Annotated in this window: 19 protein-coding genes; 6 read left to right on the top strand and 13 right to left on the bottom strand. The window is 68.0% G+C overall.

What is annotated here, in order from left to right; translation table 11 throughout:
* Positions 1-36: 36 nt before the first annotated feature.
* A complete protein-coding gene (gene leuS / locus LGR64_RS28420) occupies positions 37-2,772 on the bottom strand; it encodes a leucine--tRNA ligase (protein WP_141833158.1) in 2,736 nt (911 codons plus the stop codon).
* A 362-nt stretch (positions 2,773-3,134) separates the two neighbouring features.
* Between leuS and LGR64_RS28415 the strand changes: the two genes are divergently transcribed.
* Entirely contained in the window at positions 3,135-4,349 is a 1,215-nt protein-coding gene (locus LGR64_RS28415; RefSeq protein ID WP_141833185.1) for a mechanosensitive ion channel family protein, read from the top strand.
* Positions 4,350-4,376: 27 nt separating this feature from the next.
* On the opposite strand, the gene LGR64_RS28410 is transcribed toward LGR64_RS28415, so the two are convergent.
* From LGR64_RS28410 to LGR64_RS28395, 4 genes are all read right to left on the bottom strand, one after another.
* A complete protein-coding gene (locus LGR64_RS28410) occupies positions 4,377-4,856 on the bottom strand; it encodes an ExbD/TolR family protein (protein WP_141833156.1) in 480 nt (159 codons plus the stop codon).
* 24 nt (positions 4,857-4,880) lie between these two features.
* On the bottom strand, positions 4,881-5,615 hold the full coding sequence (locus tag LGR64_RS28405) for a MotA/TolQ/ExbB proton channel family protein (protein WP_141833154.1): 735 nt from the start codon (positions 5,613-5,615) through the stop codon (positions 4,881-4,883).
* Between the two features lie 64 nt (positions 5,616-5,679).
* Positions 5,680-6,516, bottom strand: a complete 837-nt coding sequence (gene dapB / locus LGR64_RS28400; RefSeq protein WP_141833152.1) for a 4-hydroxy-tetrahydrodipicolinate reductase — start codon at positions 6,514-6,516, stop codon at positions 5,680-5,682.
* A gap of 124 nt (positions 6,517-6,640) precedes the next feature.
* Positions 6,641-7,189, bottom strand: coding sequence for an outer membrane protein assembly factor BamE (locus tag LGR64_RS28395; protein ID WP_088166376.1), 549 nt, complete (start codon positions 7,187-7,189; stop codon positions 6,641-6,643).
* A gap of 156 nt (positions 7,190-7,345) precedes the next feature.
* Here LGR64_RS28395 and fur point away from each other — a divergent pair, with 156 nt between their 5' ends.
* The 3 genes from fur (at position 7,346) to LGR64_RS28380 (ending at position 10,724) form a co-directional block, all read left to right on the top strand.
* Complete coding sequence (fur, locus tag LGR64_RS28390; protein WP_034397437.1) at positions 7,346-7,771, top strand: ferric iron uptake transcriptional regulator; 426 nt, start codon at positions 7,346-7,348, stop codon at positions 7,769-7,771.
* A 143-nt stretch (positions 7,772-7,914) separates the two neighbouring features.
* Positions 7,915-9,492 (top strand): DUF1800 domain-containing protein, encoded by a 1,578-nt coding sequence (locus LGR64_RS28385; RefSeq protein ID WP_141833150.1) that lies wholly within the window; start codon positions 7,915-7,917, stop codon positions 9,490-9,492.
* A gap of 17 nt (positions 9,493-9,509) precedes the next feature.
* Complete coding sequence (locus LGR64_RS28380) at positions 9,510-10,724, top strand: DUF1501 domain-containing protein (RefSeq protein ID WP_141833148.1); 1,215 nt, start codon at positions 9,510-9,512, stop codon at positions 10,722-10,724.
* Positions 10,725-10,732: 8 nt separating this feature from the next.
* Here the strand turns inward: LGR64_RS28380 and sigJ are convergent, their stop codons facing one another.
* The 5 genes from sigJ to LGR64_RS28355 all read right to left on the bottom strand — a co-directional run bounded on the left by sigJ (position 10,733) and on the right by LGR64_RS28355 (position 17,723).
* Complete coding sequence (gene sigJ, locus LGR64_RS28375) at positions 10,733-11,674, bottom strand: RNA polymerase sigma factor SigJ (protein ID WP_141833146.1); 942 nt, start codon at positions 11,672-11,674, stop codon at positions 10,733-10,735.
* 70 nt (positions 11,675-11,744) lie between these two features.
* Positions 11,745-12,245 carry an NUDIX hydrolase gene (locus LGR64_RS28370; RefSeq protein ID WP_141833144.1) on the bottom strand — a complete coding sequence of 167 codons (501 nt, stop codon included), beginning with the start codon at positions 12,243-12,245 and terminating at the stop codon, positions 11,745-11,747.
* Between the two features lie 90 nt (positions 12,246-12,335).
* A complete protein-coding gene (locus LGR64_RS28365; protein ID WP_141833142.1) occupies positions 12,336-12,860 on the bottom strand; it encodes a GNAT family N-acetyltransferase in 525 nt (174 codons plus the stop codon).
* 94 nt (positions 12,861-12,954) lie between these two features.
* Positions 12,955-13,956 (bottom strand): HD-GYP domain-containing protein, encoded by a 1,002-nt coding sequence (locus tag LGR64_RS28360; RefSeq protein WP_034397447.1) that lies wholly within the window; start codon positions 13,954-13,956, stop codon positions 12,955-12,957.
* The gene (locus LGR64_RS28355; protein ID WP_141833140.1) at positions 13,953-17,723 is read right to left on the bottom strand and encodes a PAS domain S-box protein; all 3,771 of its coding nucleotides are present in this window, start codon (positions 17,721-17,723) and stop codon (positions 13,953-13,955) included. Before LGR64_RS28355 ends, LGR64_RS28360 begins: the two co-directional genes overlap by 4 nt.
* A 150-nt stretch (positions 17,724-17,873) precedes the next feature.
* On the opposite strand from LGR64_RS28355, the gene LGR64_RS28350 reads away from it, so the two are divergent.
* The gene (locus LGR64_RS28350) at positions 17,874-18,134 is read left to right on the top strand and encodes a DUF2061 domain-containing protein (RefSeq protein WP_013804781.1); all 261 of its coding nucleotides are present in this window, start codon (positions 17,874-17,876) and stop codon (positions 18,132-18,134) included.
* Positions 18,135-18,561: 427 nt separating this feature from the next.
* Here LGR64_RS28350 and LGR64_RS28345 read toward each other — a convergent pair whose 3' ends face one another.
* Entirely contained in the window at positions 18,562-19,530 is a 969-nt protein-coding gene (locus LGR64_RS28345) for a LysR family transcriptional regulator (RefSeq protein ID WP_141833138.1), read from the bottom strand.
* A 245-nt stretch (positions 19,531-19,775) separates the two neighbouring features.
* Here LGR64_RS28345 and LGR64_RS28340 point away from each other — a divergent pair, with 245 nt between their 5' ends.
* Positions 19,776-21,134: an aspartate aminotransferase family protein gene (locus LGR64_RS28340; protein ID WP_141833136.1), complete on the top strand. Its 1,359-nt coding sequence runs from the start codon at positions 19,776-19,778 to the stop codon at positions 21,132-21,134.
* Between the two features lie 79 nt (positions 21,135-21,213).
* On the opposite strand, the gene LGR64_RS28335 is transcribed toward LGR64_RS28340, so the two are convergent.
* Positions 21,214-22,230 (bottom strand): Bug family tripartite tricarboxylate transporter substrate binding protein, encoded by a 1,017-nt coding sequence (locus tag LGR64_RS28335; protein WP_013804784.1) that lies wholly within the window; start codon positions 22,228-22,230, stop codon positions 21,214-21,216.
* 114 nt (positions 22,231-22,344) lie between these two features.
* Positions 22,345-23,397, bottom strand: coding sequence for an FCD domain-containing protein (locus LGR64_RS28330; RefSeq protein ID WP_088166384.1), 1,053 nt, complete (start codon positions 23,395-23,397; stop codon positions 22,345-22,347).
* Positions 23,398-23,590 lie beyond the last annotated feature (193 nt).

Here is a 23,590-nt window from a genome sequence, read left to right as displayed (position 1 = left end):
CCTTGCGGGCGCCGGGCAGGCCCGGCGCCCAGGGGGTCAGACCACGACGTTCACGAGGCGGCCAGGCACCACGATCACCTTCTTGGGCACGGCACCGTTGGTGAACTTCTGGCATTCCTCGTTGGCCAGGGCGATGCGCTCGATCTCGGCCTTGTCGGCCGTCGAGGACACCAGGATGGCCCCGCGCAGCTTGCCGTTGACCTGCAGCACCAGAGAGATCTCGTCCTGCACCAGGGCCTGGGGATCGACCTGGGGCCAGGGCGCATCCAGCACGTCGCCCAGGTGGGCGGCGTAGCCCAGCTCGCTCCACAGCGCATGGGCCAGGTGGGGCGTGGCCGGGTAGAGCACGCGCAGCAGGATGCCGAAGCCTTCGATCAGCGCCACCTGGGCGCCCGCGTCGTCGAAGGACTTGAAGTCCTCCAGCGCGTTGATCATCTTCATGGCGCCCGAGACCACGGTGTTGTACTGCATGCGCTGGTAGTCGTATTCCACCTGCTTGAGCACGGTATGGATCTCCAGGCGCAGGGACTTGGCGGCCTTGCCGAACTCCACGTCGTCCAGCGACTTGGCGCCGGCCACGCTTTGCACGGCACCGGCCATGTCCATCTGCGACAGCTTGGCGCCGAAGTTGTAGACGCGGCGCAGGAAGCGGTAGCTGCCTTCGACGGCGGCATCGTTCCACTCCAGCGTCAGCTCGGGCGGCGCGGTGAACATGGTGTACAGGCGCGCGGTGTCGGCGCCGTACTTCTCGATCAGCTCCTGCGGATCGATGCCGTTGTTCTTGGACTTGGACATGGTGCCCACGCCCTCGTAGTCGATGTCCGTGCCCACGGGCAGCAGGCCATCGGCGCTGTCCACCTCGGCCTTGAGCTTGGCGCCCACGATCTTGCCGGTCTCGTCGAACACATGCTCGACATCCTTGGGCCAGAAGTACTCCTTGGCACCCTTGGCCGTGCGGCGGCTGTAGATGTGGTTGAGCACCATGCCCTGGGTCAGCAGCTTGGTGAAGGGCTCATCGACCTTGACCAGGCCCAGGTCACGCATGACCTTGGTCCAGAAGCGCGCGTACAGCAGGTGCAGGATGGCGTGCTCGATGCCGCCGATGTACTGGTCCATGCCGCTGCCGCCGGTGGCGGCATTCTGGTCCCGCATCCAGTACTCGGCACCTTCCGCCACCATCTGCTCGCTGTTCCTGGCGTCGCAATAGCGCATGAAGTACCAGGACGAGTCCACGAAGGTGTCCATGGTGTCGGTCTCGCGGCGCGCGCTCTTGCCGCAGCAGGGGCAGACCACGCCGGCGTGGAAGGCTTCGCTCTTGATCAGGGGGTTGCCCGAGCCGTCGGGCACCAGGTCCTGGGGCAGGACCACGGGCAGGTCCTTGGCGGGCACGGGCTGGGCGCCGCAGTCCTCGCAGTGGATGATGGGAATCGGCGTGCCCCAGTAGCGCTGGCGACTCACGCCCCAGTCGCGCAGGCGCCAGGTGGTTTTCTTCTCGCCAAGGCCCTTGGCGGCCAGCAGTTCGGCCACCTTGTCCACGGCCGCCACATGGGACAGGCCGTCGAGTTCGCCGGAATCGATGCAGACAGCGCGCTGCTTGTCGCCGTACGAGTCGGCCCATGCCTCGGTGCTGAAGGCCTCGCCTTCGACCGCGATGACCTGGCGGATGGCGATGCCGTACTTCTTCGCAAAGGCGAAGTCGCGCTCGTCATGCGCGGGCACGCCCATGACGGCGCCGTCGCCGTAGCTCATGAGCACGTAGTTGCCGACCCAGACCTCGACCTGGGCGCCCGTCAGCGGATGCGTGACGAACAGGCCCGTGGGCAGGCCTTCCTTTTCCTTGACCGCGAGTTCGGCCTCGGTGGTGCCGCCCTTCTTGCACTCTTCGATGAAGGCGGCCAGCTTGGGGCTCGTGGCGGCGGCATGCAGGGCCAGCGGATGCTCGGGCGCCACTGCGCAGAACGTCACGCCCATGATGGTGTCGGCACGCGTGGTGAACACGTACAGGCGGCCGTCCTGGATGGGCTGGCCGTCGGCGCCACGGATGTCGTGGGTGAACGCAAAGCGCACGCCGGAGCTCTTGCCGATCCAGTTTTCCTGCATCAGGCGGACTTTTTCAGGCCAGCCGGTCAGCGTGGCCTTGTCGCCGCCCACCTGGACATGGTCCAGCAGCTCCTGGGCGTAGTCGGTGATCTTCAGGTAGTAGCCGGGGATTTCGCGCTTTTCGACCGGCGCGCCCGTGCGCCAGCCGCGGCCGTCGATGACCTGCTCGTTGGCCAGCACGGTCTGGTCCACCGGGTCCCAGTTCACGACCTGGGTCTTGCGGTAGGCAATGCCCTTTTCCAGCATCTTCAGGAACAGCCACTGGTTCCACTTGTAGTAGTCGGGGTCGCAGGTGGCGATCTCGCGGCTCCAGTCGATGGCCAGCCCCATCGCCTGCATCTGCTTTTTCATGTAGGCGATGTTGTCGTAGGTCCACTGCGCGGGCGGCACCTTGTTCTTGAGCGCAGCGTTCTCGGCCGGCAGGCCGAAGGCGTCCCAGCCCATGGGCATGAGGACGTTGTAGCCCTTCATGCGCAGCTGGCGCGTCAGCATGTCGTTGATGGTGTAGTTGCGCACATGGCCCATGTGCAGCTTGCCGCTGGGGTAGGGCAGCATGGAGCAGGCGTAGAACTTGGGCTTGGCCTGGTCTTCGGTCACGCGGTAAGCGTCGCGGGCGGACCAGTGGTCTTGCGCTGCGCGCTCAACGTCGATGTGGTTGTATTTCTCTTGCATGGTGCTGCGGCCCAGAGGCCTGACAAGGTGGATTGCCGGAATCAACCGGCGATTTTAGGCCCCCGGCCCGGCCGTGCCCGAAGCCGCCCACAAGCCCGCAGGCGGTACTGCGTCATCGGCGGCCGCTTGCCCGCCTGTGGCACGGGGAAAAGCCGCACTGCGTATGCTTGCCAACTCTGCGGCGCCATGCCGCAGGCGTTCCTCCATCGCCAGCCCGGGCTTGCGCAGGAACCGATGCGCATCTCCCGGGCATGCCGCCACCGCGCGCGGCCTCATGGTGCCGGCTGCAGGCAAGCCGGCACTGCAACGCCCTGGAGTTTTTCTTGCTGAACTGGTCTTTGATTTCCGGCTGGGATCCCGTCATGCAGGCCCTGGCCGCGCTGTGCGCGCTGGTGCTGCTGGCCCGTTCGGCGGGGTTTGTCGTGCAATGGCTGCTGCTGCGTGTGCTGCCGCGCATGCGCAGCACGCTGGTGGAGATGGAATGGGCGCAGGTGCTGCTGCACGACAGCGTGCTGCAGCGGCTGGCCAAGGCCGTGCCTTCGCTGGTCATGCAGTCGGGCGTGCAGGCCATACCGCAGCTGCAGCCGCAGTGGGCCACGCTGATCCTGAACCTGGCCATCGCCTGCACCATCTACCACGTGGCCCGCGTGATCAGCGCCCTGCTCAACGCCATGAACGAGGCGCACGAGCTCAAGGAAGAGCGCAAGGCCACGCAGGCCCATTCGATCAAGAGCTATGTGCAGCTGGGCAAGCTGCTGGTGTTCCTGATCGCCATCGTGCTCATCGTCGCCACCCTGGTGGACCGCTCGCCGCTGTTGCTGCTGTCGGGCCTGGGCGCGGCCTCGGCCGTGCTGATGCTGATCTTCAAGGACACCATCATGTCCTTCGTGGCCGGTGTGCAGCTGGGCTCCAACGACATGCTGCGCGTGGGCGACTGGATAGAGATGCCCCAGGTCGGCGCCGATGGCTTCGTGATCGACATCGCGCTGCACACGGTGAAGGTGCAGAACTGGGACAAGACCATCACCACCATTCCCACCTGGCGGCTGATGAGCGACAGCTACAAGAACTGGCGCGGCATGTTCGAGTCGGGCGGGCGCCGCATCCGCCGCTCGCTGCACATAGACGCCCACACCATCCGCCTGCTGACGCCCGAGCAGCGGCAGAAACTGGCGCTGCTGGAGCCCCTGAAGGACCATTGGACCCGCAGCGGCGACCTGCGCATGGCCGACGCGCCTGCAGGCAGCGAGATGGCCGCGCAGCAACTCAGCAATCTGGCCGTTTTCAAGGCCTATGCATACGCCTACCTGCTGCGCCATCCGCACATCCACAAGACGCCGAACATGTTTTTGCTGGTGCGCACCATGGAGCCTTCGCCCATGGGCGTGCCGCTGGAGCTGTTTTGCTACACCAGCACCACGGTCTGGGTGGAGTACGAGGCCATACAGGGCGCGATCTTCGACCACCTGATCGGCATGCTGCCGCTGTTTGGGCTCAGCCTGTACCAGCGTTCCTCGGACCATGGCCAGCATCTGCGGCTGGCGGGCAGCGAGCGCTGGCCCGAAGGACACCAATAGGTTCGCGGGCGCAGGCCCGGAGGCGTTTCAGCGCCCGGCGCCGGAGGGGCCCAGGACGGCGGCGGACCGGCCCTCCTGGCTTCGCGCAGGCTCCGCCACGAAGCCCATGCGCGTCAGGCCCGCCGCGTGGGCCCAGCCCATGAGCTCGGCCACGCGGCCATAGGGCACGGCCTGGTCGGCACGCAATTGCAGCTCGGCCTGGGGATTGCGGGCGCCAAGCCGGGCCAGGCGCTCGCGCAGTGCCTCGGGCGTGGTGGGCTGGCCCTGCACCCAGAGCGCGCCCTGCGCATCGACCTCCAGCAGCAGCGCATCGTCCTCGCCCGCAGCCGCCATGGGCTGGGTGCCCTGGGCCTGGGGCAACTGCACGCGCAGGGAGGCGGCCAGCATGGGCGCCGCAAGAATGAAGATGACCACCAGCACCAGCATCACGTCCACCAGCGGGGTGACGTTGATGGCGTGCATGGGCTGGGGGACGCTCTCCTTGCCGCTCAGTCGTCCGAAGGCCATGTGCGCTCCTGCCTGGCCGCCCGGTCAGGGCGCTTCCATGGGGCCGGCCGGCAGACCGGCGACGGGCATGCCGTCATCCTGCTGCGCCTGCCCCGGCTGCTCCAGGCCGAACATGGCCTGCAGGTCATGGGCAAAGCCTTCGAGCAGGGCTTCCATCTGGGCGGCGGCGCGGCCCAGCAGGTTATAGGCCAGCACGGCCGGCAGGGCCACGGCCAGGCCGGCTGCCGTCATCACCAGGGCCTCGCCCACAGGGCCGGCCAGTTGCTCGATGCCGATCTGTCCGCTGCCGGCCAGCGTGGCCAGCGCGTGGTGAATGCCCCAAACGGTGCCCAGCAGGCCGACGAAGGGCGCCGTGGCGCCCACGGTGGCCAGCAGGGTCTGGCCCCACTGAAGCTGGTGGCTGGCCGACTGCAGCGCCTGGCGCAGGCCGCGCGTGAGGCGCACGGAGCGCGCTGCGCGCCCCGAGAGCGCCATGCCGCTGCTGCCCGTGGGCGCGAGGGCCTGGGATACGGCCCCGGCCATGGGCGCCACCAGTTGCTGGCGATCGCCCTCGGCCATGCGGGCCTGGCCCGTGGCCAGGTCCGGCGCACTCCAGAAGGCCGCAATGGCCTGTGGAACGCGGCGGCGGCTGGCGGCCATGAACCAGATCTTCCAGACGATGACCACCCAGCTGGCCACCGACAGCGCCAGCAGCAGCAGCGCCGTGCCGCGCGCCACGGCGTCGCCTTGCTGCCACCAGAGCCAGAGTGGGCCGGTCATGGTCTTTATCTCGCCCGTATGGCCAAAGAGAGGTACGCGGCGCTACGGCCCTGGGTCTGTGCCATCACAGACCCAGGACATCGTTCATGTCGTACTGGCCCGTTGCCTTGCCTGCCAGGAAGCGCGCCGCCCGCAGGCTGCCCTGCGCATAGCCGGCACGGCTGCTGGACTTGTGCGAGATCTCGATGCGCTCGCCCGTGCCCGCGAACAGCACCGTGTGGTCGCCGATGATGTCGCCGCCGCGCACGGTGGCAAAGCCGATGGTGTTGTGCTCGCGCGCGCCGGTGTGGCCGAAGCGCTCGTAGACGGCGCGGTCGGCCAGCTTCGTGCCCTGGGCTTCGGCGATGACCTCGCCCATCTTGAGGGCCGTGCCCGAGGGGGCATCGACCTTGTGGCGGTGGTGGGCCTCGACGATTTCGATGTCATAGCCGCTGGACAGCGCCTTGGCCGCCATCTCCAGCAGCTTGAAGGTGACGTTCACGCCCACGCTCATGTTGGGCGACAGCACCACGGCCGTGCGCTGGGCGTACTCGGCGATGCGGGTCTTTTGCTCGTCGCTGAAGCCCGTGGTGCCGATGACCAGCTTGACGCCCAGCTCGGCGCAGATGGCCAGGTGGTCCAACGTGCCCTCGGGGCGCGTGAAGTCGATCAGGCAATCGGCCTTGGACAGCGCGGCACGCACATCGCTTTCGATGGCGATGCCGCTGGGCTGGCCCAGGAAGGCCGAGGGGTCGGTGCCCAGCGAAGGGCTGTCGGCGCGGTCCAGCGCGGCGGCCAGCGCAAGGTCATCGCTTTGCGCGATGGCCTCGATCAGCATGCGGCCCATGCGGCCGGAGGCGCCGGCCACGGCCACACGCAGGCGCTGGTTGTTGCTGGAGGAAGTGGCAGTCGTGGCGTTCATGTCGGGAAAGGGATGCACAAGCTCAATGCATGGACAGCAGGCAAAAGCGGCGCCAGACAGGCACTGCGGCGGCCGCCATCCACGGAAAAACGCCCGCATGCCTTGCGGCGCGCGGGCGGCGATATCAACGGGCGCCGGATTCCAGTGGCGGGTAGCTGGCCGCTGTGGGCGGCGGCTCGGCAGCCACGGGCTCTTGCACAGGCTTGGCGGCCGGGAACTTGGACAGCTGCTCCTCGCTGGCTTCCAGCTGAGGAATCTTGCCCAGCTTCTTCTTGGAGCCCAGGCTGGCGACGAATTCGGCCTCGGTGGGCATCTCGTCGCCTTCGGAGCGGGCAAACAGGTCGCCGTTGAAGAAGACGGTCAGCTTGCGCACCTGCGAATCGACGCCGGGGCGCTTGATGGTGAACACATATTCCCAGCGGTCGGCGTGGAATACGCTGGTGACCAGCGGCGTGCCGAGAATGTCGCGCACCTGCTGGCGGCTCATGCCGGGCTGCAGGGCCTCGACCTGTTCACGGGAGACGAAGTTGCCTTGGACGACCTCGACCTTGTAGGGAGTGACGACATTGGCGACTCGGTGCGCGGCGCCATCGAGGCTGCTGCAGCCTGCCAGCGCCACCCCGATCGACAGCATCAGGGCCGCACTCGTGCGGCAACGGGCTTGAACATGCATTGGTATCAGCATAGGGATATGATCGTGGATCATTGTAGCGGCTGGTCCCTAGGGCTTGCGATCATGCGACGCCCCTGGCACCAGGGCCATTTTGTTCGCCGCCCCGCGCCTGCCATGGTGGCAGTCCAGCGGGCAGTCTCTGCCAAAGACCCAGACATGAAGAACATCGACGAACTCAAGAGTACCGGCCTGAAGGCCACGCTTCCCCGCCTGAAGATCCTGGAGATCTTCCAGACGGGTGCGCAACGCCACATGACGGCCGAAGACGTGTTCCGCGTGCTGCTGGACGAACGCTCGGACATCGGCCTGGCCACGGTCTACCGCGTGCTCACGCAGTTCGAGCAGGCCGGCATCCTCATCCGCAGCAATTTCGAGAGCGGCAAGGCCGTCTACGAACTCAATGAAGGCCAGCACCACGACCACTTCGTGTGCACCAGCTGCGGCAAGGTCGAGGAGTTCTACGATCCCGATATCGAAAAGCGCCAGAACCTGATCGCCAAGGCCAAGGGCTGGGTGATCCAGGACCATTCGATGGCCCTGTACGGACACTGCGCGGAGTGCGCAAGCCGGGCAAGCAAGTAAGGCCGGGTTCCTCAGATAAAGCGGAGTGCTTCACACTCCGCTTTTTTTTGCCTTTTACTTTTTGCTACTGGCGCTTTACAGGGCGAAGCACATGGGCGGAGGATGCTGGCGTCCAATGGATGCCCCCTAACCACCGAGACACCATGCGCCGCACATCGCCGTTCGCCATCGCTCTCACGTTCTGCGCCATCACCCTGGCCACGGGCTGCGCGCCCCTGCAGGCGCCGCCCTCCTCCGCAACGCCTGCACTCCAGGCCCTGCCCGATGCGCCCCTCACCGCCGCGCAGCGCCAGCAATGGCTGGACCGCGTGACCTGGGGCGCCACCGACAGCGAGGATGCACAGCTGCAGCGCCTGGGCCTCAAAGCCTGGCTGGCCCGGCAGTTGCAGCCCGGCCCCCGGCCGCTGCCGCCGCAGGCACAGCAACGGATTGACCAGCTGAGCATCAGCCAGCGCCCCATGAACGAGGTGCTGCTGGAACTGGAGACCCAGCGCAAGGCCGTGCAGGAGGCGGCATCGGCCGATGAAAAGGCCACGCTGCAGCAGGCCTACCAGCGCACGCTGAACCAGTTGGGCAACGATGCCCAGAAGCGCTTCGTGATCCGCGCGCTGTACTCGCCGGCGCAGTTGCAGGAGCAGATGACCTGGTTCTGGATGAACCATTTCAGCGTCAGCCTGCGCAAGGCCGATATCCGCGCCTGGGTGGGCGACTACGAGGAGCAGGCCATACGCCCGCATGCGCTGGGCAGCTTTCGCAGCCTGCTGGAAGCCTCGCTGCGCCACCCGGCCATGCTGCGCTACCTAGACAACGCCAGCAATGCGGCAGGCCGCATCAACGAGAACTACGCGCGCGAACTGCTGGAGCTGCACACCATGGGCGTGGGCAGCGGCTACACCCAGGCCGATGTGCAGGAGATGGCGCGCATCCTGACCGGCGTGGGCATCAGCCTGCAGCCGGCCGGCACGCCGCCGCCGCGCATGCGCCCCGAGCGCCAGGGCGACTACCTGCGCTCGGGCTTTTTCGAGTTCAACCCCAACCGGCACGACTACGGCCCCAAGACCTTCCTGGGCCAGCCCCTGCGCGCACGCGGCATGGCCGAGGTCCAGGAGGCGCTGGACCGCATCGTCGCCTCGCCGGCCACGGCACAGTTCATCGCGCGCAAGCTGGCGGTGTTCTTCATTGCCGACGATCCGCCGCCCGCCCTGGTGCAGCGCACGGCCCAGGCCTTCACGCGCAGCCGGGGCGATATCGCGGCCACCGTGGCCACGCTGCTGGCCGATCCCGAGGCCGCCCGCTTCGGCCGCAAGTTCCGCGATCCGCTGCACTACGTGCTGGCCGCCACGCGGCTGTCGGTGGACCAGCGCGTGGCGGCCGACGTGGCGCCGGTGCTGGGCTGGGTCAACCGGCTGGGGCAGAACCTCTATGCGCATGAGACGCCGGACGGCTATCCGCAGATGCAGTCCGACTGGGCCAGCTCGGGCCAGATGGCGGCGCGCTTCGAGGTGGCGCGCCAGATCGCCACGCGCAGCGCCGTGCTGTTCCGCGCCGACCCCGCAGACGCGCTGGAGAAGCCGCCTTACCCCACGCTGTCGGAATTGGCCAGCGTGCGCCAGCGCCTGCCGCAGTGGAGCCAGGCCACGCAGGCGGCACTGGCCCAGGCCCGCAATCCGGCGGACTGGAATACCTACTTCCTGTCCGCCCCCGAAATGATGTTCCGCTGACCCCCGGGAGACTGTCCATGCAGCGACGCCACTTTCTGTCCCTGGCCTCCACCCTGCCCTTTGCCGCCCACCTGGGCCGGCTGCAAGCCGCCACGCCCCAGCCAGCCACGCCGCGCCTGCTGCTGGTGTTCCTGCGCGGCGCCTATGACAGCAGCAATCTGCTCGTGCCCACGCACAGCGACTTCTACTACGAGGCCCGCCCCAGCATCGCCATTGCCCGGCCCGGCGAGGCCCGGGGCGCCCTGGCGCTGGACGACCGCTGGGGCCTGCACCCGGTGCTGCAGGACAGCATCCACCCGCTGTTCCAGGCAGGCCAGGCCTGCTTTGTGCCCTTTGCGGGCACGCACGACCTGTCGCGCAGCCATTTCGAGACGCAGGACTCCATCGAGCTGGGCCAGGGCCTGGACGGGCGCCGCAGCTACCAGTCGGGCTTTCTGAACCGGCTGGCCCAGGTGCTGGGACAGGATGGCCGCACGGCGGTATCGCCCATGGCCTTCACGCCCCAGCTTCCACTGCTGCTGCGCGGCAGCCTGCCGGCCGCCAACATGGCGCTGGCATCCGTGGGCAAGGGCGGCCTGGACGATCGCCGCAGCCAGGCCATTGCCGCCATGTACGCGGGCACTGCCCTGGGCCCGGCCGTGCAGGAGGGCTTTGCGGTGCGTGATGCCGTGCAGCGCAGCGTGCAGGAGGAAATGGACCAGGCCGGGCGCAATGCCATCAGCGCACGCGGCTTTGCCCTGGTGGCGCAGCGCATGGCGGCCCTGATGCGCGAGCGCTTCGACCTGGGCTTCGTCGATGTGGGCGGCTGGGACACGCACGTGGCCCAGGGCGGCGCCACGGGCGCGCTGGCCGGGCGGCTGGACGAGCTGGGCCGGGGCCTGGCCGGCTTTGCCCAGGAGATCGGCCCCGAAGCCTGGCGGCATACGGTGGTGGTGGTGATCAGCGAGTTCGGCCGCACCTTCCGCGAGAACGGCAACAAGGGCACGGACCACGGCCACGGCACGACCTACTGGCTGCTGGGCGGCGGGCTGTCCTCGCGCGCGGGCGGTCGCATCGTGGGCGAGCAGGTCGAAGTCAATCAGAAAAACCTGTTCCAGAACCGCGACCACCCCGTGCTCAACGAGTACCGCGCCGTGCTGGGCGGCCTGTTCCAGCGCATGTATGGATTGAGCCTGGCCCAGCTGCAGCGCGTGTTCGAGGGCGTCACGCCCCGCGATCTTCAGTTCATCTGACCATCTGACTACGCGGCAGGGCCTGCAGGGAACGGCAATGGCGCCGGCACGGCCACGCCGGCCAGCTTGTCGGGGTTGCGCAGCGTGTAGATGCAGCGGATCAGGCCGTCCTCGACCAGCAGCGTCTGCACGGACTCCAGTTCGCCGTCGATGCAGCGCAGCAGGCCTGGCAGGCCGTTGACGCGCGCCAGATGCAGGCTCTGTTGCTGGCCGTTGCGCCGCATGCGGCGCGTGGTGGCGAAGTACAGCAGGGCCAGGCGCCGGCCCGTCTCCAGCACGCGGCCGAACGAGGGCACCTTGCCGCCGCCGTCGCTGATGAGCTCGGCATCGGGCGCGAACAGCGCCTGGATCTGCGCGAAGTTTCCCCCCTGCACGGCCTGCGCAAAGCGCTGCAGCAGCGCGGCATGGGCCTCGGGCGGCGCCGCAAAGCGCGGGCGGCCGGCCTGCACATGGCTGCGGGCGCGGTGCACAAGCTGGCGGCAGGCGGCCTCGCTGCGGCCCAGGGTCTGGGCCACCTCGGCATAGTCGGCATCGAAGATCTCGCGCAGCAGGAAGGCCGCACGTTCGTCGGGGGTGAGCTGCTCCAGCACGAACATCAGGGCCGTGGACACGTCGTGGGCCCGCTCCAGCAGGTCTTCGGCCGAGGGCGCGGACTCCTCGGCCCAGGGCTGGACCAGGGGCTCGGGCAGCCAGAAGCCCTGGTAGTGCTCGCGCTCGGCACGCAGGCGGCGCAGCCGGTCTATGGCCAGGCGCGTGGTCACGGAGACCAGCCAGGCCTCGGGCTGCTCGATGCCGGCGCGCTCGGCGCCATGCCAGCGCAGCCAGGCTTCCTGGACCAGGTCCTCGGCATCGGCGCGCTGGCCCAGCATGCGGTAGGCCAGGCCGAACAGGCGCGGGCGGTGGCGCTCGAACAGCGCCAGGGGATCGTCAGGGGCGGAGGAGGTCTGCATGCCATCAAGACGCGGGAGCGTGGCGTTTTGTGACAGACAGGGCCGGCATGGTGCTCGGTGCCTTGGTGACTCAGTGGGGCTGCGGAGCCTGCATCACGCTGGGATCGGTATGGATCAGCTCCAGCGGATAGCGGCGGCCGGCCAGGTAGTCCTCGATGCTTTGCATCACCAGCGGGCTGCGGTGCTGGGCTGTGCAGGCCTTCAGTTCGTCCAGCGTCATCCAGACCGTGCGCAGGATGCCGTCATCCAGCGGCTGGCCGGCCCGGAAGTCCCCCAGCTCGCCCGTGAATGCAAAGCGCAGATAAGTGATGTCCGAACCCGTGCGCGTGCGCACGAAGCGGTTCAGGTAAATGCCGACCAGGGCCGTGGGCACGAAGTCGTGCGCGGTTTCCTCATCGACCTCGCGCACGCAGGCGGCGATGGGCGACTCGGCCGGGTCGAGATGGCCTGCGGGCGTGTTGTAGCGCACGCCATCGGCCGTGTCTTCTTCCACCAGCAGAAAACGGCCATCGCGCTCAATGATGGCCGCCACAGTGACATTGGGTTTCCAGCGATCGGGCATGGCGCGCATTATGACCAGAGGCGGCCACCACGTCCCCGGCCAAAACCCCATCAACACGCCCTCAACACGCCCTGCCGGCCACCCACGCGACACCGCCCCCTACAGCGGCCGGACCATGTACAGCGCACCGTCGCCATAGCTGTCCAGGCGCTGCTGCTGCAGCGGGTTCACCAGCGCCTGCACGGCATAGCCATGGCGCTCCCAGTAGCCGCGTGAGCCCTGCACCGAGACCAGGGCCGTGTGGCGCAGGCCCTCGGCACGCGCCCTGTCCCACAGCGGCGCCAGCAGCGCGCGCGCCAGGCCCTGGCCTGCAGCGTCGGGGTGCACGGCCATGTCGTGCAGGTAGAGGGTGTCGGCCTGCTCCACGGCTTCGAAGTCACCGTGCAGCGGGGTGATCTTGGCCATCCGGCTGCGGTAGGCCGCGAGGTAGGCGCGCACCCGGCCGCCCTGCTCCAGCGCCAGCGAGCAGTTCACCGCGCTGGCCAGGCGCCGCGCAAAGACCTCGCCGCTCTCGGCATAGTCCGCGCCATAGCAGGCCAGCTGGATGTGCAGCAGATCGGACAGGTCGGCAGCGGTCAGTGCGCGGACATGGAAGCGGCCAGCGAGGGACGGGGTAGAAGACATGGAGAGGTCATTTGAGCGGCGATGGCAGGCCCGCCAGGGTAAGCGATGGCCCATGCCCCAGCATGCCCTGCCGGAATCGGTGCTGCCGGTGCAGTCAATCCTTCCAGCGCTCGCGTATGTCTTCCAGCTGCGGGCGCAGGCCGATGAACAGCGGCACCAGGCGCGGGTCGAAGTGGGCGCCGGCCTGCTGCTCTATGTGCTCCATGGCGTCGTCCACGGTCCAGGCGTGCTTGTAGGGGCGCTCCGTGGTGAGCGCGTCGAACACGTCGGCCACGGCCACGATGCGCGAGGCCAGCGGAATGTCCTCGCCCGCCAGGCCCTGCGGGTAGCCCGTGCCGTCCCATTTCTCGTGATGGGTCAGCGCAATGCTGTAGGCCATCTGCAGCACCTGGGAGTCGTGCTCGCCAATGATCTCGGCGCCGATCTGCGGATGGCGGCGCATGACCGTCCATTCCTCGGCCGTCAGCGGGCCGTTCTTGAGCAGGATGGCGTCGGGGATGCCGATCTTGCCCACGTCGTGCATGGGCGCGGCGTTGAGCAGGTCGTCCGCCCACTCGTCCGTGCAGCCCGCCGCCAGCGCCAACGTCTTTGCGTAGTGGCTCATGCGGATCACGTGCATGCCGGTTTCGTTGTCGCGGTACTCGGCCGCGCGGCCCAGGCGCTGCACGATCTGCAGGCGGGTGCTGCGCAACTCGTCGAGCTTGACCAGCGACAGGTGGTTGCGCACCCGCGCGCGCACCACAGGCGCACGCACGGGCTTGACGATGTAGTCCACCGCGCCGGAGGCAAAGCCCAGCGCCTCGTCCTGCCCGTCCGACAGGGCCGTGATGAAGATCACCGGGATGCGGGCGGTGTCGGCATGTGCCTTGAGCTGGCGGCACACGGCGTAGCCGTCCAGCTCGGGCATCATGATGTCCAGCAGGATCAGGTCCGGCTGGTGCTGTGCCAGCTGCAGTGCCTTGCGCCCGTCCGTGGCGAACGAGAGCCGGTAGTCCTCGCCCAGGATCTGGCGCAGCACATGCAGGTTGGTCGGGTCGTCATCGACCAGCAGCAGGCGCGGGCGCTTGTCCGTTGCCAGTAGATTGGGCGCATTCATGCTCTGTCTCCATCGATCGAGGGCAGTTGCTGCTGCAGCTGCTGGGCGCATTCCTGCGCACGCTCGAAGTCGAAATTATCCAGTGCCTGCTGCAGTGGTTGCAGCTGTTCGGCCGTCAGTATGCGCACCAGGGCCTGCATGGCCTGCCCGTCCAGCTCCCCGCTTTGCAATGCGGCAACGATGCGCTCCAGCCAGGGCCGGGCATCGGCCGGCAGGCAGGACGCGCCGCCCTGCGGCCCGGCATCGGCCACGGGCGGCGCCGGTGCCGTGCCGCCGGGCAGCGCCTGGCCCGCGACCTCGGCCACCGGCATGGCGGCCGGATGGCGCTGGCGCAGCTCCTGCGTCACGGCATCCAGCGCCTGCTGCAACTGGTCGATGAGGGCAAGCAGCTGGGGCTGCGGGGCGCCATCCTGCGCATGGCCTTCCAGGCGCGATGCCAGGCGGTATACAGCCTGCAGCCCCAGGTTGCCTGCCGCGCCGCGCACGCGGTGCGCCAGGCCCACCAGGGCTTCGGCCCCCGGGCGCTGCAGGGCGCGGCGCAGGCGATCGGCCAGATCAAGCTGCTCGTTCAGAAAGCGCCGAATGGCGGCCACCAGCGGATCGACCCGGCCCCACAGCGCAATGCCCGAGGCCCAGTCCACCGTGACATCAGGCAGCCCCGCCTGGGCACTGGCGGGCGCGGGCGGCCTGGCCTCCTTGAGCGCCACCTGCAGCGACAGCAGCCGCGCAATCTCGGCCTGCAGCCGCGCCATGTCCAGCGGCTTGGAGGCAAAGCCGTCCATGCCGGCGGCGCTGGCGTCGCTGCGGTCCTTCTCCAGCACGCTGGCCGACAGCGCGACGATGGGCACGGGCCGGCGCTGCAGCTGCCGCTCCCAGACGCGGATGGCGCGCGCCGCCGCCAGGCCGTCCATGCCCGGCATCTGCAGGTCCATCAGCACCACGTCGAAGGGCGGCTCCTGCGCCTGCACGCAGCGCAGCGCCTCGGCGCCGTCATGCGCCAGCGCCATCTGGTGGTTCTGGCTGGAGAAGTTGATCTGCAGCAGCTCCAGGTTCTCGGGCACATCGTCCACGGCCAGGATGTGCAGCGGCGGCAGGCCGCGGCTGGCCGCGCCGCGCTCGGACAGCGGGCTCTCGCCGACCGGCAGGGGCAGGCGCACCTCGAACACCGTGCCCACGCCCACGGTGCTGTGCAGCTGGATGCTGCCGCCCATGAGCTCGGCCAGCTGGCGCGAGATGGTCGTGCCCAGGCCCGTGCCGCCAAAGCGCCGCGTGGTCGAGGCGTCGGCCTGGGCGAAGGGGTCGAAGATGCGGTGGATCTTCTCAGGCGCGATGCCGATGCCCGTGTCATGCACATCGAGCTGCAGCACGCCCTGCTCGTAGCGCACGCGCAGCAGCACATGGCCACGCTCGGTGAACTTCACGGCATTGCCCAGCAGGTTCACCAGGATCTGCTGCACGCGCATGCCGTCGCCACGCAGGGCCGCCGGCGTGTGCGGGTCGTAGTCCAGGCGCAGGTCCAGGCCCTTGCGGTCGGCCGTGATGCGCAGCGACGCCAGGATCTGCTGGCACAGCTCGCGCACCGAGAAATCCTCGATCTCCAGCTCCACCGCGCCCTTGTCGAGCTTGGCCGTGTCCAGGATGTCATTGAGCAGGCGCAGCATGGAGCGCGCCGCGTAGTGCACCGTGTCCAGGTAGCGCGCCTGCGTGGGCTGCAGGGCGGTTTCGCGCAGCGCCTCGGTGAAGCCGATGATGGCGTTCATGGGCGTGCGGATTTCGTGGCTCATGTTGGCCAGGAAGGTGCTGCGCGCGGCGGCGGCGGCCTCGGCATGCTCCTTGGCCAGCACCAGCTCCTGGGCCAGCTTGCGCTGGGCACTGATGTCGGTGAGCAGCTTGACGATCTTGTAGGGCCGGCCGTCGGCGTCGCGTATGGGGTTGTAGGTGGCCTGCACCCAGATGCGCCGCCCCTCGCGCCCGCAGCGCAGGAATTCGCCGGCCTGGAACTCGCCCTCGGCCAGGCGGCGCCAGAACTGCACATGCTCGGGCGTGTGGGCATAGCCGGGCTCGCAGAACATGCCGTGGTGGCGGCCCGCGACCTCGTCGAGCCGGTAGCCGAACAGGTCCAGGAAATTGCGGTTGGCGCGCAGCACTTGGCCCAGCAGGTCGTACTCGATGGTGGCCAGCGACAGGTCGATGGCGCGCACCGTGCCCTCGAACTCGGCATTGCGCGCGCGCGCCGCCGTCTGGTCCATGATCACGCCGTCGATCCAGGTCAGCTCGTCGTGCTCGTTGAAGACGCCGCGCCCGGTCTCGGACACCCAGCGGGTGCTGCCGTCGCGGTGCAGCAGGCGGTAGTCGGCGTTGTAGGTCTGGCGCCGTGACAGCGAATGCGAGACCGCAGCCTCCAGCCGGTCGCGGTCCTCGGCATGGATGAGCCGGTCCCAGCCCGTGAGTCCGTCCGTGAAGTCCTGCTCCGTCCAGCCGGTCAGCTCCTTGATGGAGCGGCTGAGCAGCAGCGGCGTCCACTTGCCGTCGTACAGGCAGCGGAAGGTGGTGCCCGGCACGTTGTTGATCAGGGTGCGGTACTGCTCCTCGCTGCGGCGCAGCGACTGCAGCATCTGGCGGCGCTCGCGGATGTCGGTCACAAAGCCCACGAACAGCGGATCGCCCGCAATCGCCACCCGGCCCACGGCCAGGCGCACGGCGATCTGCGTGCCGTCCTTGTGCAGGGCATGGACATCGCGGCTGGAGCCGAGCAGGCCTGCAAAGCCCGTGGCCAGCTGCTTTTCCAGCGAGCCGCCCTCACCATCGCAGCCCGACGCAGGCATGAGCAGGCTGGCGCTGCGGCCCAGCACCTCCTGCGCCGTCCAGCCCAGCAGCCGCTCGGCCGCGCCGTTGAACGAGACGATGCTGCCGCGCCCGTCGATCATCACGATGCCGTCCACCGCCGTATCCACCACGGCGCGCAGGCGCGACTCGCTGCGCTGGACCTGCCGGTAGATCTGGCGGTAGCGCAGCGTCATGTTGACCGCGAGCACCAGGCCGAAGATCAGCACCACCACGCCCACGATGGAGAACACCAGCAGCGCATGCGTGGGCGCCTGCTGCTGCGCCAGCGCATCGATACCGGGCTTGAGGCGCAGTGCGTACAGGCCCGCATAGTGCATGCAGGAAATGGCCAGGCCCATGACTATGCCGGCCACCAGCGTGGGCCACAGGCGGCCCGTGTTGCCCAGCCGAAAGCGCACCCACAGCGACAGCATGGCCATGGTGGCGGCCACGATCACCGACAGCAGCACGCCCCAGGGGTCGTAGAGCATCAGGCTCCAGGTCTGGGCCGCCGCCATGCCGATGTAGTGCATGGAGCCAATGCCCAGCCCCATGAGCACGCCGCCGCCGACCAGCGCCTGGGCGGACAGCCGGGGCCGCACCATCAGCGTCAGCGCCAGCCAGGACGCCAGCATGCTGGGCAGCATGGACAGCGCGGTGATCCAGGGGTCGTAGTCGCCGAAGGTGCAGGGCACAAAGGCGAGCATGCCGATGAAGTGCATGGCCCAGATGCCGGCGCCCAGGCAGAAGGCGCCGGTCAGCACGCCGGTGCGGCGTATCCGGGGCGAGGCGGCATTGCGCGCCAGCCCCGCGATCTGCATGGCCATCATCGACGTGGCCACGGCCACCACCACCGACAGCGCCACCAGGCCCGGATGCAGCCACTGGAACCACTGCGGATGGGGTGCCCATCCGAGCACGAAGATCTCGTCCCAATTCATGGCGCCCCCCCTGAATGGCACAGGGCCACGGCACCTGCCTGCCCGCCATCGATAGTCTTCATGTCTTTGATAATCATTTTCGATTGGCCGCAGCTATTGATCACACCTAGCATGGAGTCTCATCACGAGAAAAGCCCCGAGGAAAGCCCCATGACCCGCATCCGCCAGACCCTGCACCACCACCGCCACACGCTGATGAAAACCGCCAGCTACTACGTCATCCACGTCACGGTGGCGGCGGCCGTGGCCTATGCCGTGACCCGCAACCTCTGGGCCGCGCTGACGCTCAGCCTGCTGGAGCCCACTGTCCAGGCCGTGGCCTTCTTCTTCCATGAAAAGCTCTGGGAACGGGGCCTGCGCCGCCGTGCCGATGCCGCCGCCGCGATGGCGCCGCCCACGGCTGCAGCCTGAGCCTGCCGGGAGCACGGAGATGAACATGCCCATGCCCATGCCGACACCCATGCAGCCCCTTGGCGCAGACTCATTCGGGAAATGGCTGGCCGAGACCCTGGCCAGGATGGTCGATGGCGGCACGGGCTGAAACCCGGCCCTGCCGTGGCGGCAAGAGAGGTGGACATGGCGGCGCATGGTGGCAAGAACCCGGGAAATGCGAAATCGTTGGTATCAAGGCGCTGCTCGTACGGCCCAGGGCCGACACGGAATCCATGCATGCATGTCGGCGCAATCGGGGCGGACTGAAGCCCTGGCCCCGGCCACAATGCCAAACATTGTCAAGCGCATACGCTGAAAAAACCTGAGCACAAACTGTGTAAAAACCTGTGCATATCCTGATATCAAACCTGTGAATTTCCTCTTTCCAAGGCTGTGATGAACCCGTTCATCCATGGTGCACGGACAGCAGGGCGTCAATGAACACCCGGGCCGCACGCCCAGGGGCCACGGCATTGCGCCAGACGGCGAAGAAATCGCACAGATAGAAAAAGCGGTGCGGTGCCACGGCCTGCAGCAGGCCCTGGTCCTGCATGGCCTGTGCATAGTGATCGGGCAGAAAGCCCAGGTAGCGGCCCGATCGCACCAGCATGGCAATGGCCTCCTGGTCAAAACCCGTGGCCTGGCGCTGCAGGCCGGCCTGGTGGCTGAGCGCCATGTTGGGCGACTGGTAGCCCAGGCCTGCAAAGGCATGTGCGCCCAGGCTGTCCCAGTCCAGCGCGCCATGGTCGGCGCCATGCAGCGGATGGCCGGGGGCGCAGTACAGCTGCATGCGCTCGCCAAACAGCCGGGCGCTGTCCAGCGCGCCCGAACTGGGTGCCGATGGCAGCACGCCCACCTGCCAGCGCCCCTCCATCAGCCCGCGCTCGATGGCCTGGATAGAGGCCACATGCAGGCGCAGATGCAGCTGCGGCGCCTGGTCGTGCAAAACGCCGATCGCCTCGGGTATGCGCGACTGCGGATTGCCCACGGTCTTGTCGAACAGCGCCACGTCCAGCGTGCCGGCCAGCCGACCATGGATGTCGTCCACCTGGCCCAGGAAGCCTTCCACGCCACCGAGCAGTTGCAAGGTGGCCTCGTAGATGCGATGGCCTTCGGGCGTGAGCGCGAAGCCCGCGCGCCCGCGCCGGCACAGCGTCAGGCCCAGGCGCTCCTCCAGGTCCTTCATATGGCGACTCAGCGTGGAGCTGCCGATGTTCAGCTCCAGCTCGGCAGCCGACATGCCGCCGCACTCGACCACGGCCTTGAACACGCGCAGCAGGCGCAGGTCCATGTCGCCCAACTGGCCCAGCGCGGCCCGCGCGCGCCCGTCCCGCGCCGGGCGGCCTGGGGTGCTGTCCATCGAAAAATCCGCCATCGCCCTTCGCCTCCCGGTGCCCGCCTGAACTGGCCACCACTACAGGGGAGCCACTATAGGCGAGCACCAGGGCGGAGACGGCCATGGATTCCCACAATGCGCGCTCTCCTGGCCCGGATCGGCAAGCCCCTGCTCACTTGCAGGAATCCGCAAGTGAACCTCGATATCACGCACTTCGAGAAATCAAAAGGCACGATCACAATGGGCCGGTTCCTTTATTTCTTTCCCGGCCCGAGGAGATCACCATGACCCTGGTTCCCACCGAACAAGGCACTGCAGCCGCCACGCGCACCGATGCCGCCTGGCTTGACGCCCACTGGATGCCCTTCACCGGCAACCGCGAGTTCAAGGCGCGCCCGCGCATGATCACCAGCGCCCAGGGCGCCTACTACACCGATGCCGACGGCCGCAAGATCTTCGACGGCCTGTCGGGCCTGTGGTGCTCGGGCCTGGGCCATGGCCGCCGCGAGATCGCCGAAGCCATCGGCCGCGCGGCCCAGCAGCTGGACTATGCGCCGGCCTTCCAGTTCGGCCACCCGGCCTCGTTCGCGCTGGCCAACAAGATCAAGGAGCTGACGCCTGCAGGCCTGGACCATGTGTTCTTCACGGGCTCGGGCTCGGAGGCGGCCGACACGGCGCTGAAGATGGCGCGCGCCTACTGGCGTGCCAAGGGCCAGGGCGGCAAGACCCGGCTGATCGGGCGCGAGAAGGGCTACCACGGCGTGAACTTCGGCGGCATCTCGGTCGGCGGCATGGTGGGCAACCGCAAGACCTTCGGCCAGGGCGTGGAGGCCGACCACCTGCCGCACACGCAGCCGGCGCTGGGGTCCTTCCACAAAGGCATGCCCACCACCGATGGCCGCGCGCTGGCCGACCGGCTGCTGGACCTGATCGCCCTGCATGACGCCAGCAACATCGCGGCCGTCATCGTCGAGCCCTTCTCGGGCTCGGCCGGCGTGGTGATTCCGCCGGCCGGCTACCTGCAGCGCCTGCGCGAGATCTGCTCGCAGAACAACATCCTGCTGATCTTCGACGAGGTCATCACGGGCTTCGGCCGCTGCGGCGCCATGACGGGGGCCGAGGCCTTCGGCGTCACGCCCGACATCATGAACATCGCCAAGCAGGTGACCAATGGTGCCCAGCCCCTGGGCGCCGTGGTGGCCAGCAAGGAGATCTACGACACCTTCATGGCAGCGGGCGGCCCCGAGTACATGCTGGAGTTCCCGCACGGCTACACCTACTCGGCCCACCCCATTGCCTGTGCGGCGGGCGTGGCCGCGCTGGACCTGCTGCAGCGCGAGGACGGCCCGGGCCGCGTGCGCGCACTGGCCCCGTTCTTCGAGCAGGCCGTGCACAGCCTCAAGGGAGCAAAGCATGTGGCCGACATCCGCAACTTCGGCCTGGCTGCGGGCTTCACCATCGAGCCGCTGCCCGGCGAGCCGGCCCGCCGTCCCTACGAGATCGCCATGAAGTGCTGGGACAAGGGCTTTTACGTGCGCTACGGCGGCGACACCATCCAGATCGCGCCGCCCTTCATCAGCGAGAAGGCCGAGATCGAGCGGCTGGTCAGCGCCCTGGGCGATGCCCTGACGGAAACGAACTGAGCATCTCCGGTACATGAGAAAAGCCCCTGGGCCGTGAGGCCGCAGGGGCTTTTTACATGGCAACGGCAAGGCTGCGAAATCAGTCCAGCGTGATGCCCGCGTTCTTGATCACATCGCGCCACTTGTCCACTTCCACGCGCAGGAACTGGGCCGAGGCATCGGGCTTGAGGCCCGAGGGCAGCACGCCCATGGCGTCCAGCTTTTCCTTGACCTCGGGCGCGGGCAGGGCCTTGGCGATCTCGGCGTAGAGCCGGTCCACGATGGGCTTGGGCGTGCCTGCGGGCACGGCCGCGAGGAACCAGGCATCGGCCGTGAAGTCCTTGAGGCCGGCCTCGGACATGGTGGGCACGTCGGGCATGGACTGCAGGCGCTCGTTGTGGGCCACGGCCAGGGCACGCACCTTGCCGGCCTTGAGCTGCGCGGCAATCGTCACGGCCGTGAGAAAGCCGAAGTCGGTCTCACCGGCTGCCAGCGAGACCACGGAAGGCGCACTGCCCTTGTAGGGCACATGGCCGATCTTGACCTTGGCCTGCATGGCATACAGCTCGGCGCCCAGGTGGTTGGGGCCGCCCGTGCCCGACGAGGGGTAGTTGAGCTTGCCGGGCTGGGCCTGGGCCGCCGCCGTCAGCTCCTTGAGCGAGTGGAACGGGCTTTGCGCGCCCACGGTGAGCACCAGCGGGCTGCGTGCCACCAGGCTGATGGGCGCGAAGTCGCGCAGCGGGTCATAAGGCAGCTTGGTGTACAGGCCCTTGGCCATGGCCATGCAGCCCACATCGCCCAGCACCACGGTGTAGCCGTCGGCCGGCGCCTTGGCCACCAGGTCGCAGCCGATGGTGCCGTTGGCGCCGGGCTTGTTGTCCACCACCACCGTGGTGTGCATGCTCTCGCCCATCTTTTGTGCCAGCAGGCGGCCCAGGATGTCGGTGGAGCCGCCAGGCGCAAAGGGCACGACCAGGCGAATGGTCTTGGACGGATAGCTGCCTGCGCCCTGGGCATGGGCAAGGGGCGCCGCCAGCGTGGCCGCCAGCGCCAGGCCGCCGGCCAGGGCGCGCCACAGGGCAGGGGTACGGGAAGATGCGAAAGGGGTTTGTCTCATGCTGTTGTCTCGTGAGGGGGGTGGAATGCGTGAAGGCCGAGCGCGCGGCAGCATACCAGCAGCGGGCGGCGCGAAACGCGTGGCGCGGGGCGGCAATGACCGGCGCGGGACAGTTCAGGAGGCCGCGCGCTTGCGTGCGGCGGCGGGACGCACGGAAGGTGGCGTGGCGGGCGCCTTTGGAGGTGCCTTCGGAGCCGCCTTTGCAGTGGGCTTTGCATTGGTCTTTGCGACGGCTTTTGCGGTGGTCTCTGCGGCCGGCCTTGCCGTTGTTTTTGGCGCCGTCTTTGCTGCCGTTCTGGGTGCCGACTCTGCTGCCTTTTTTGGTGCAGTCCTTGGCACTGCCATCGCCGGCTTTTCTACCGGCTGCACGGCGCGTTGCGGACGCGGGCTGCGCAGGCTGTCGGCATCCAGGATGAGCCGCCCCTGGATGCGGCCTTTCATGCGCTTGACGCTGCTGGCCGCGTCCCGCATGTGCTGCTGCATCAGCGCATGCACCTTCACGGCATCCCGTTCGCGTGCGGCCTGCACGATGTCGCGGTGGATCCGGGCATTGGCCTCGCCAAAGCGCCGGTGCTCGGACTGGGGCGTGCGGTTGGCGAAGACGATGAGCTGGCGAATCATCTCGTTGATGAGCTCGCAGGTGAAGCGCAGGAAGGGGTTGGGATTGGCCGCGGCAAGGATGTCGTGGAAGTTCACGTCCTCGCGCCGCTGGCTCACTAGGTCCTCGCTGCTTTGCGTGGGGTCGCAGCAGGCGATGCTGTGCTCCAGCGCGTCGAAATCCGCCTCGGTCAGATGGGGTACGGCGCCTGCCGCCAGCTCGGGCTCCAGCATCTGGCGCACCGTATAGATGTCGTCGATGGTCACCTCCTGGAAGAACAGGTAGTTCTGCATGAACTGCAGCGTGCGGTCCAGCGGCACCTCGACGACCGTGCCACCGCCCGAAGGGCCGGTGGAGATGGTGATCAGCCCCTGCACTTCCAGCGATTTGAGGGCCTCGCGGATCGTGCCCTTGCTGACCTGGAACTGTGCCTGCAGCTCGCTTTCGCGCGGCAAGCGGTCGCCGGGGCTGAGGTTCTTTTCGGTGATCAGGCGCTTGATCTCCTGGGCCACGAGATCCGGGCGCTTGAGCTGCCGGATTGCCAGGGAGGGCGACTTGGGTGTATCCATTGTTGTGTTCTCCGGAAGGGCACCGGATCGTGTCCGCGCCCAGTCTGCATGCGGGTTTGGTGCAGTATGCACCGCCATGGCGCGTGGCCGTGCCCGCCTAGGGTTAGCACGCGCCCTATTTCTTCTATTTATCACTATAAATATGAATCAAGGAGCCTGCACGCACCCATTTCGACTGGCATGCAACTTGCTC

Origin of the sequence: Delftia sp. Lp-1 (genome assembly GCF_020523835.1) — a bacterium.
GTDB classification, from domain to species: Bacteria; Pseudomonadota; Gammaproteobacteria; order Burkholderiales; family Burkholderiaceae_C; genus Comamonas; species Comamonas acidovorans.
The sequence above is the reverse complement of the archived record's forward strand: the minus strand, read 5'-3'. Positions and strand labels throughout refer to the sequence as shown.

What these genes read in the sequence shown, in the direction of transcription:
- leuS (WP_141833158.1), bottom strand. Translation starts at nt 2,772, where the DNA reads ATGCAAGAGAAATACAACCACATCGACGTTGAGCGCGCAGCGCAAGAC.
- LGR64_RS28415 (WP_141833185.1), top strand. Translation starts at nt 3,135, where the DNA reads ATGCAGGCCCTGGCCGCGCTGTGCGCGCTGGTGCTGCTGGCCCGTTCG.
- LGR64_RS28410 (WP_141833156.1), bottom strand. Translation starts at nt 4,856, where the DNA reads ATGGCCTTCGGACGACTGAGCGGCAAGGAGAGCGTCCCCCAGCCCATG.
- LGR64_RS28405 (WP_141833154.1), bottom strand. Translation starts at nt 5,615, where the DNA reads ATGACCGGCCCACTCTGGCTCTGGTGGCAGCAAGGCGACGCCGTGGCG.
- dapB (WP_141833152.1), bottom strand. Translation starts at nt 6,516, where the DNA reads ATGAACGCCACGACTGCCACTTCCTCCAGCAACAACCAGCGCCTGCGT.
- LGR64_RS28395 (WP_088166376.1), bottom strand. Translation starts at nt 7,189, where the DNA reads ATGCATGTTCAAGCCCGTTGCCGCACGAGTGCGGCCCTGATGCTGTCG.
- fur (WP_034397437.1), top strand. Translation starts at nt 7,346, where the DNA reads ATGAAGAACATCGACGAACTCAAGAGTACCGGCCTGAAGGCCACGCTT.
- LGR64_RS28385 (WP_141833150.1), top strand. Translation starts at nt 7,915, where the DNA reads ATGCGCCGCACATCGCCGTTCGCCATCGCTCTCACGTTCTGCGCCATC.
- LGR64_RS28380 (WP_141833148.1), top strand. Translation starts at nt 9,510, where the DNA reads ATGCAGCGACGCCACTTTCTGTCCCTGGCCTCCACCCTGCCCTTTGCC.
- sigJ (WP_141833146.1), bottom strand. Translation starts at nt 11,674, where the DNA reads ATGCAGACCTCCTCCGCCCCTGACGATCCCCTGGCGCTGTTCGAGCGC.
- LGR64_RS28370 (WP_141833144.1), bottom strand. Translation starts at nt 12,245, where the DNA reads ATGCGCGCCATGCCCGATCGCTGGAAACCCAATGTCACTGTGGCGGCC.
- LGR64_RS28365 (WP_141833142.1), bottom strand. Translation starts at nt 12,860, where the DNA reads ATGTCTTCTACCCCGTCCCTCGCTGGCCGCTTCCATGTCCGCGCACTG.
- LGR64_RS28360 (WP_034397447.1), bottom strand. Translation starts at nt 13,956, where the DNA reads ATGAATGCGCCCAATCTACTGGCAACGGACAAGCGCCCGCGCCTGCTG.
- LGR64_RS28355 (WP_141833140.1), bottom strand. Translation starts at nt 17,723, where the DNA reads ATGAATTGGGACGAGATCTTCGTGCTCGGATGGGCACCCCATCCGCAG.
- LGR64_RS28350 (WP_013804781.1), top strand. Translation starts at nt 17,874, where the DNA reads ATGACCCGCATCCGCCAGACCCTGCACCACCACCGCCACACGCTGATG.
- LGR64_RS28345 (WP_141833138.1), bottom strand. Translation starts at nt 19,530, where the DNA reads ATGGCGGATTTTTCGATGGACAGCACCCCAGGCCGCCCGGCGCGGGAC.
- LGR64_RS28340 (WP_141833136.1), top strand. Translation starts at nt 19,776, where the DNA reads ATGACCCTGGTTCCCACCGAACAAGGCACTGCAGCCGCCACGCGCACC.
- LGR64_RS28335 (WP_013804784.1), bottom strand. Translation starts at nt 22,230, where the DNA reads ATGAGACAAACCCCTTTCGCATCTTCCCGTACCCCTGCCCTGTGGCGC.
- LGR64_RS28330 (WP_088166384.1), bottom strand. Translation starts at nt 23,397, where the DNA reads ATGGATACACCCAAGTCGCCCTCCCTGGCAATCCGGCAGCTCAAGCGC.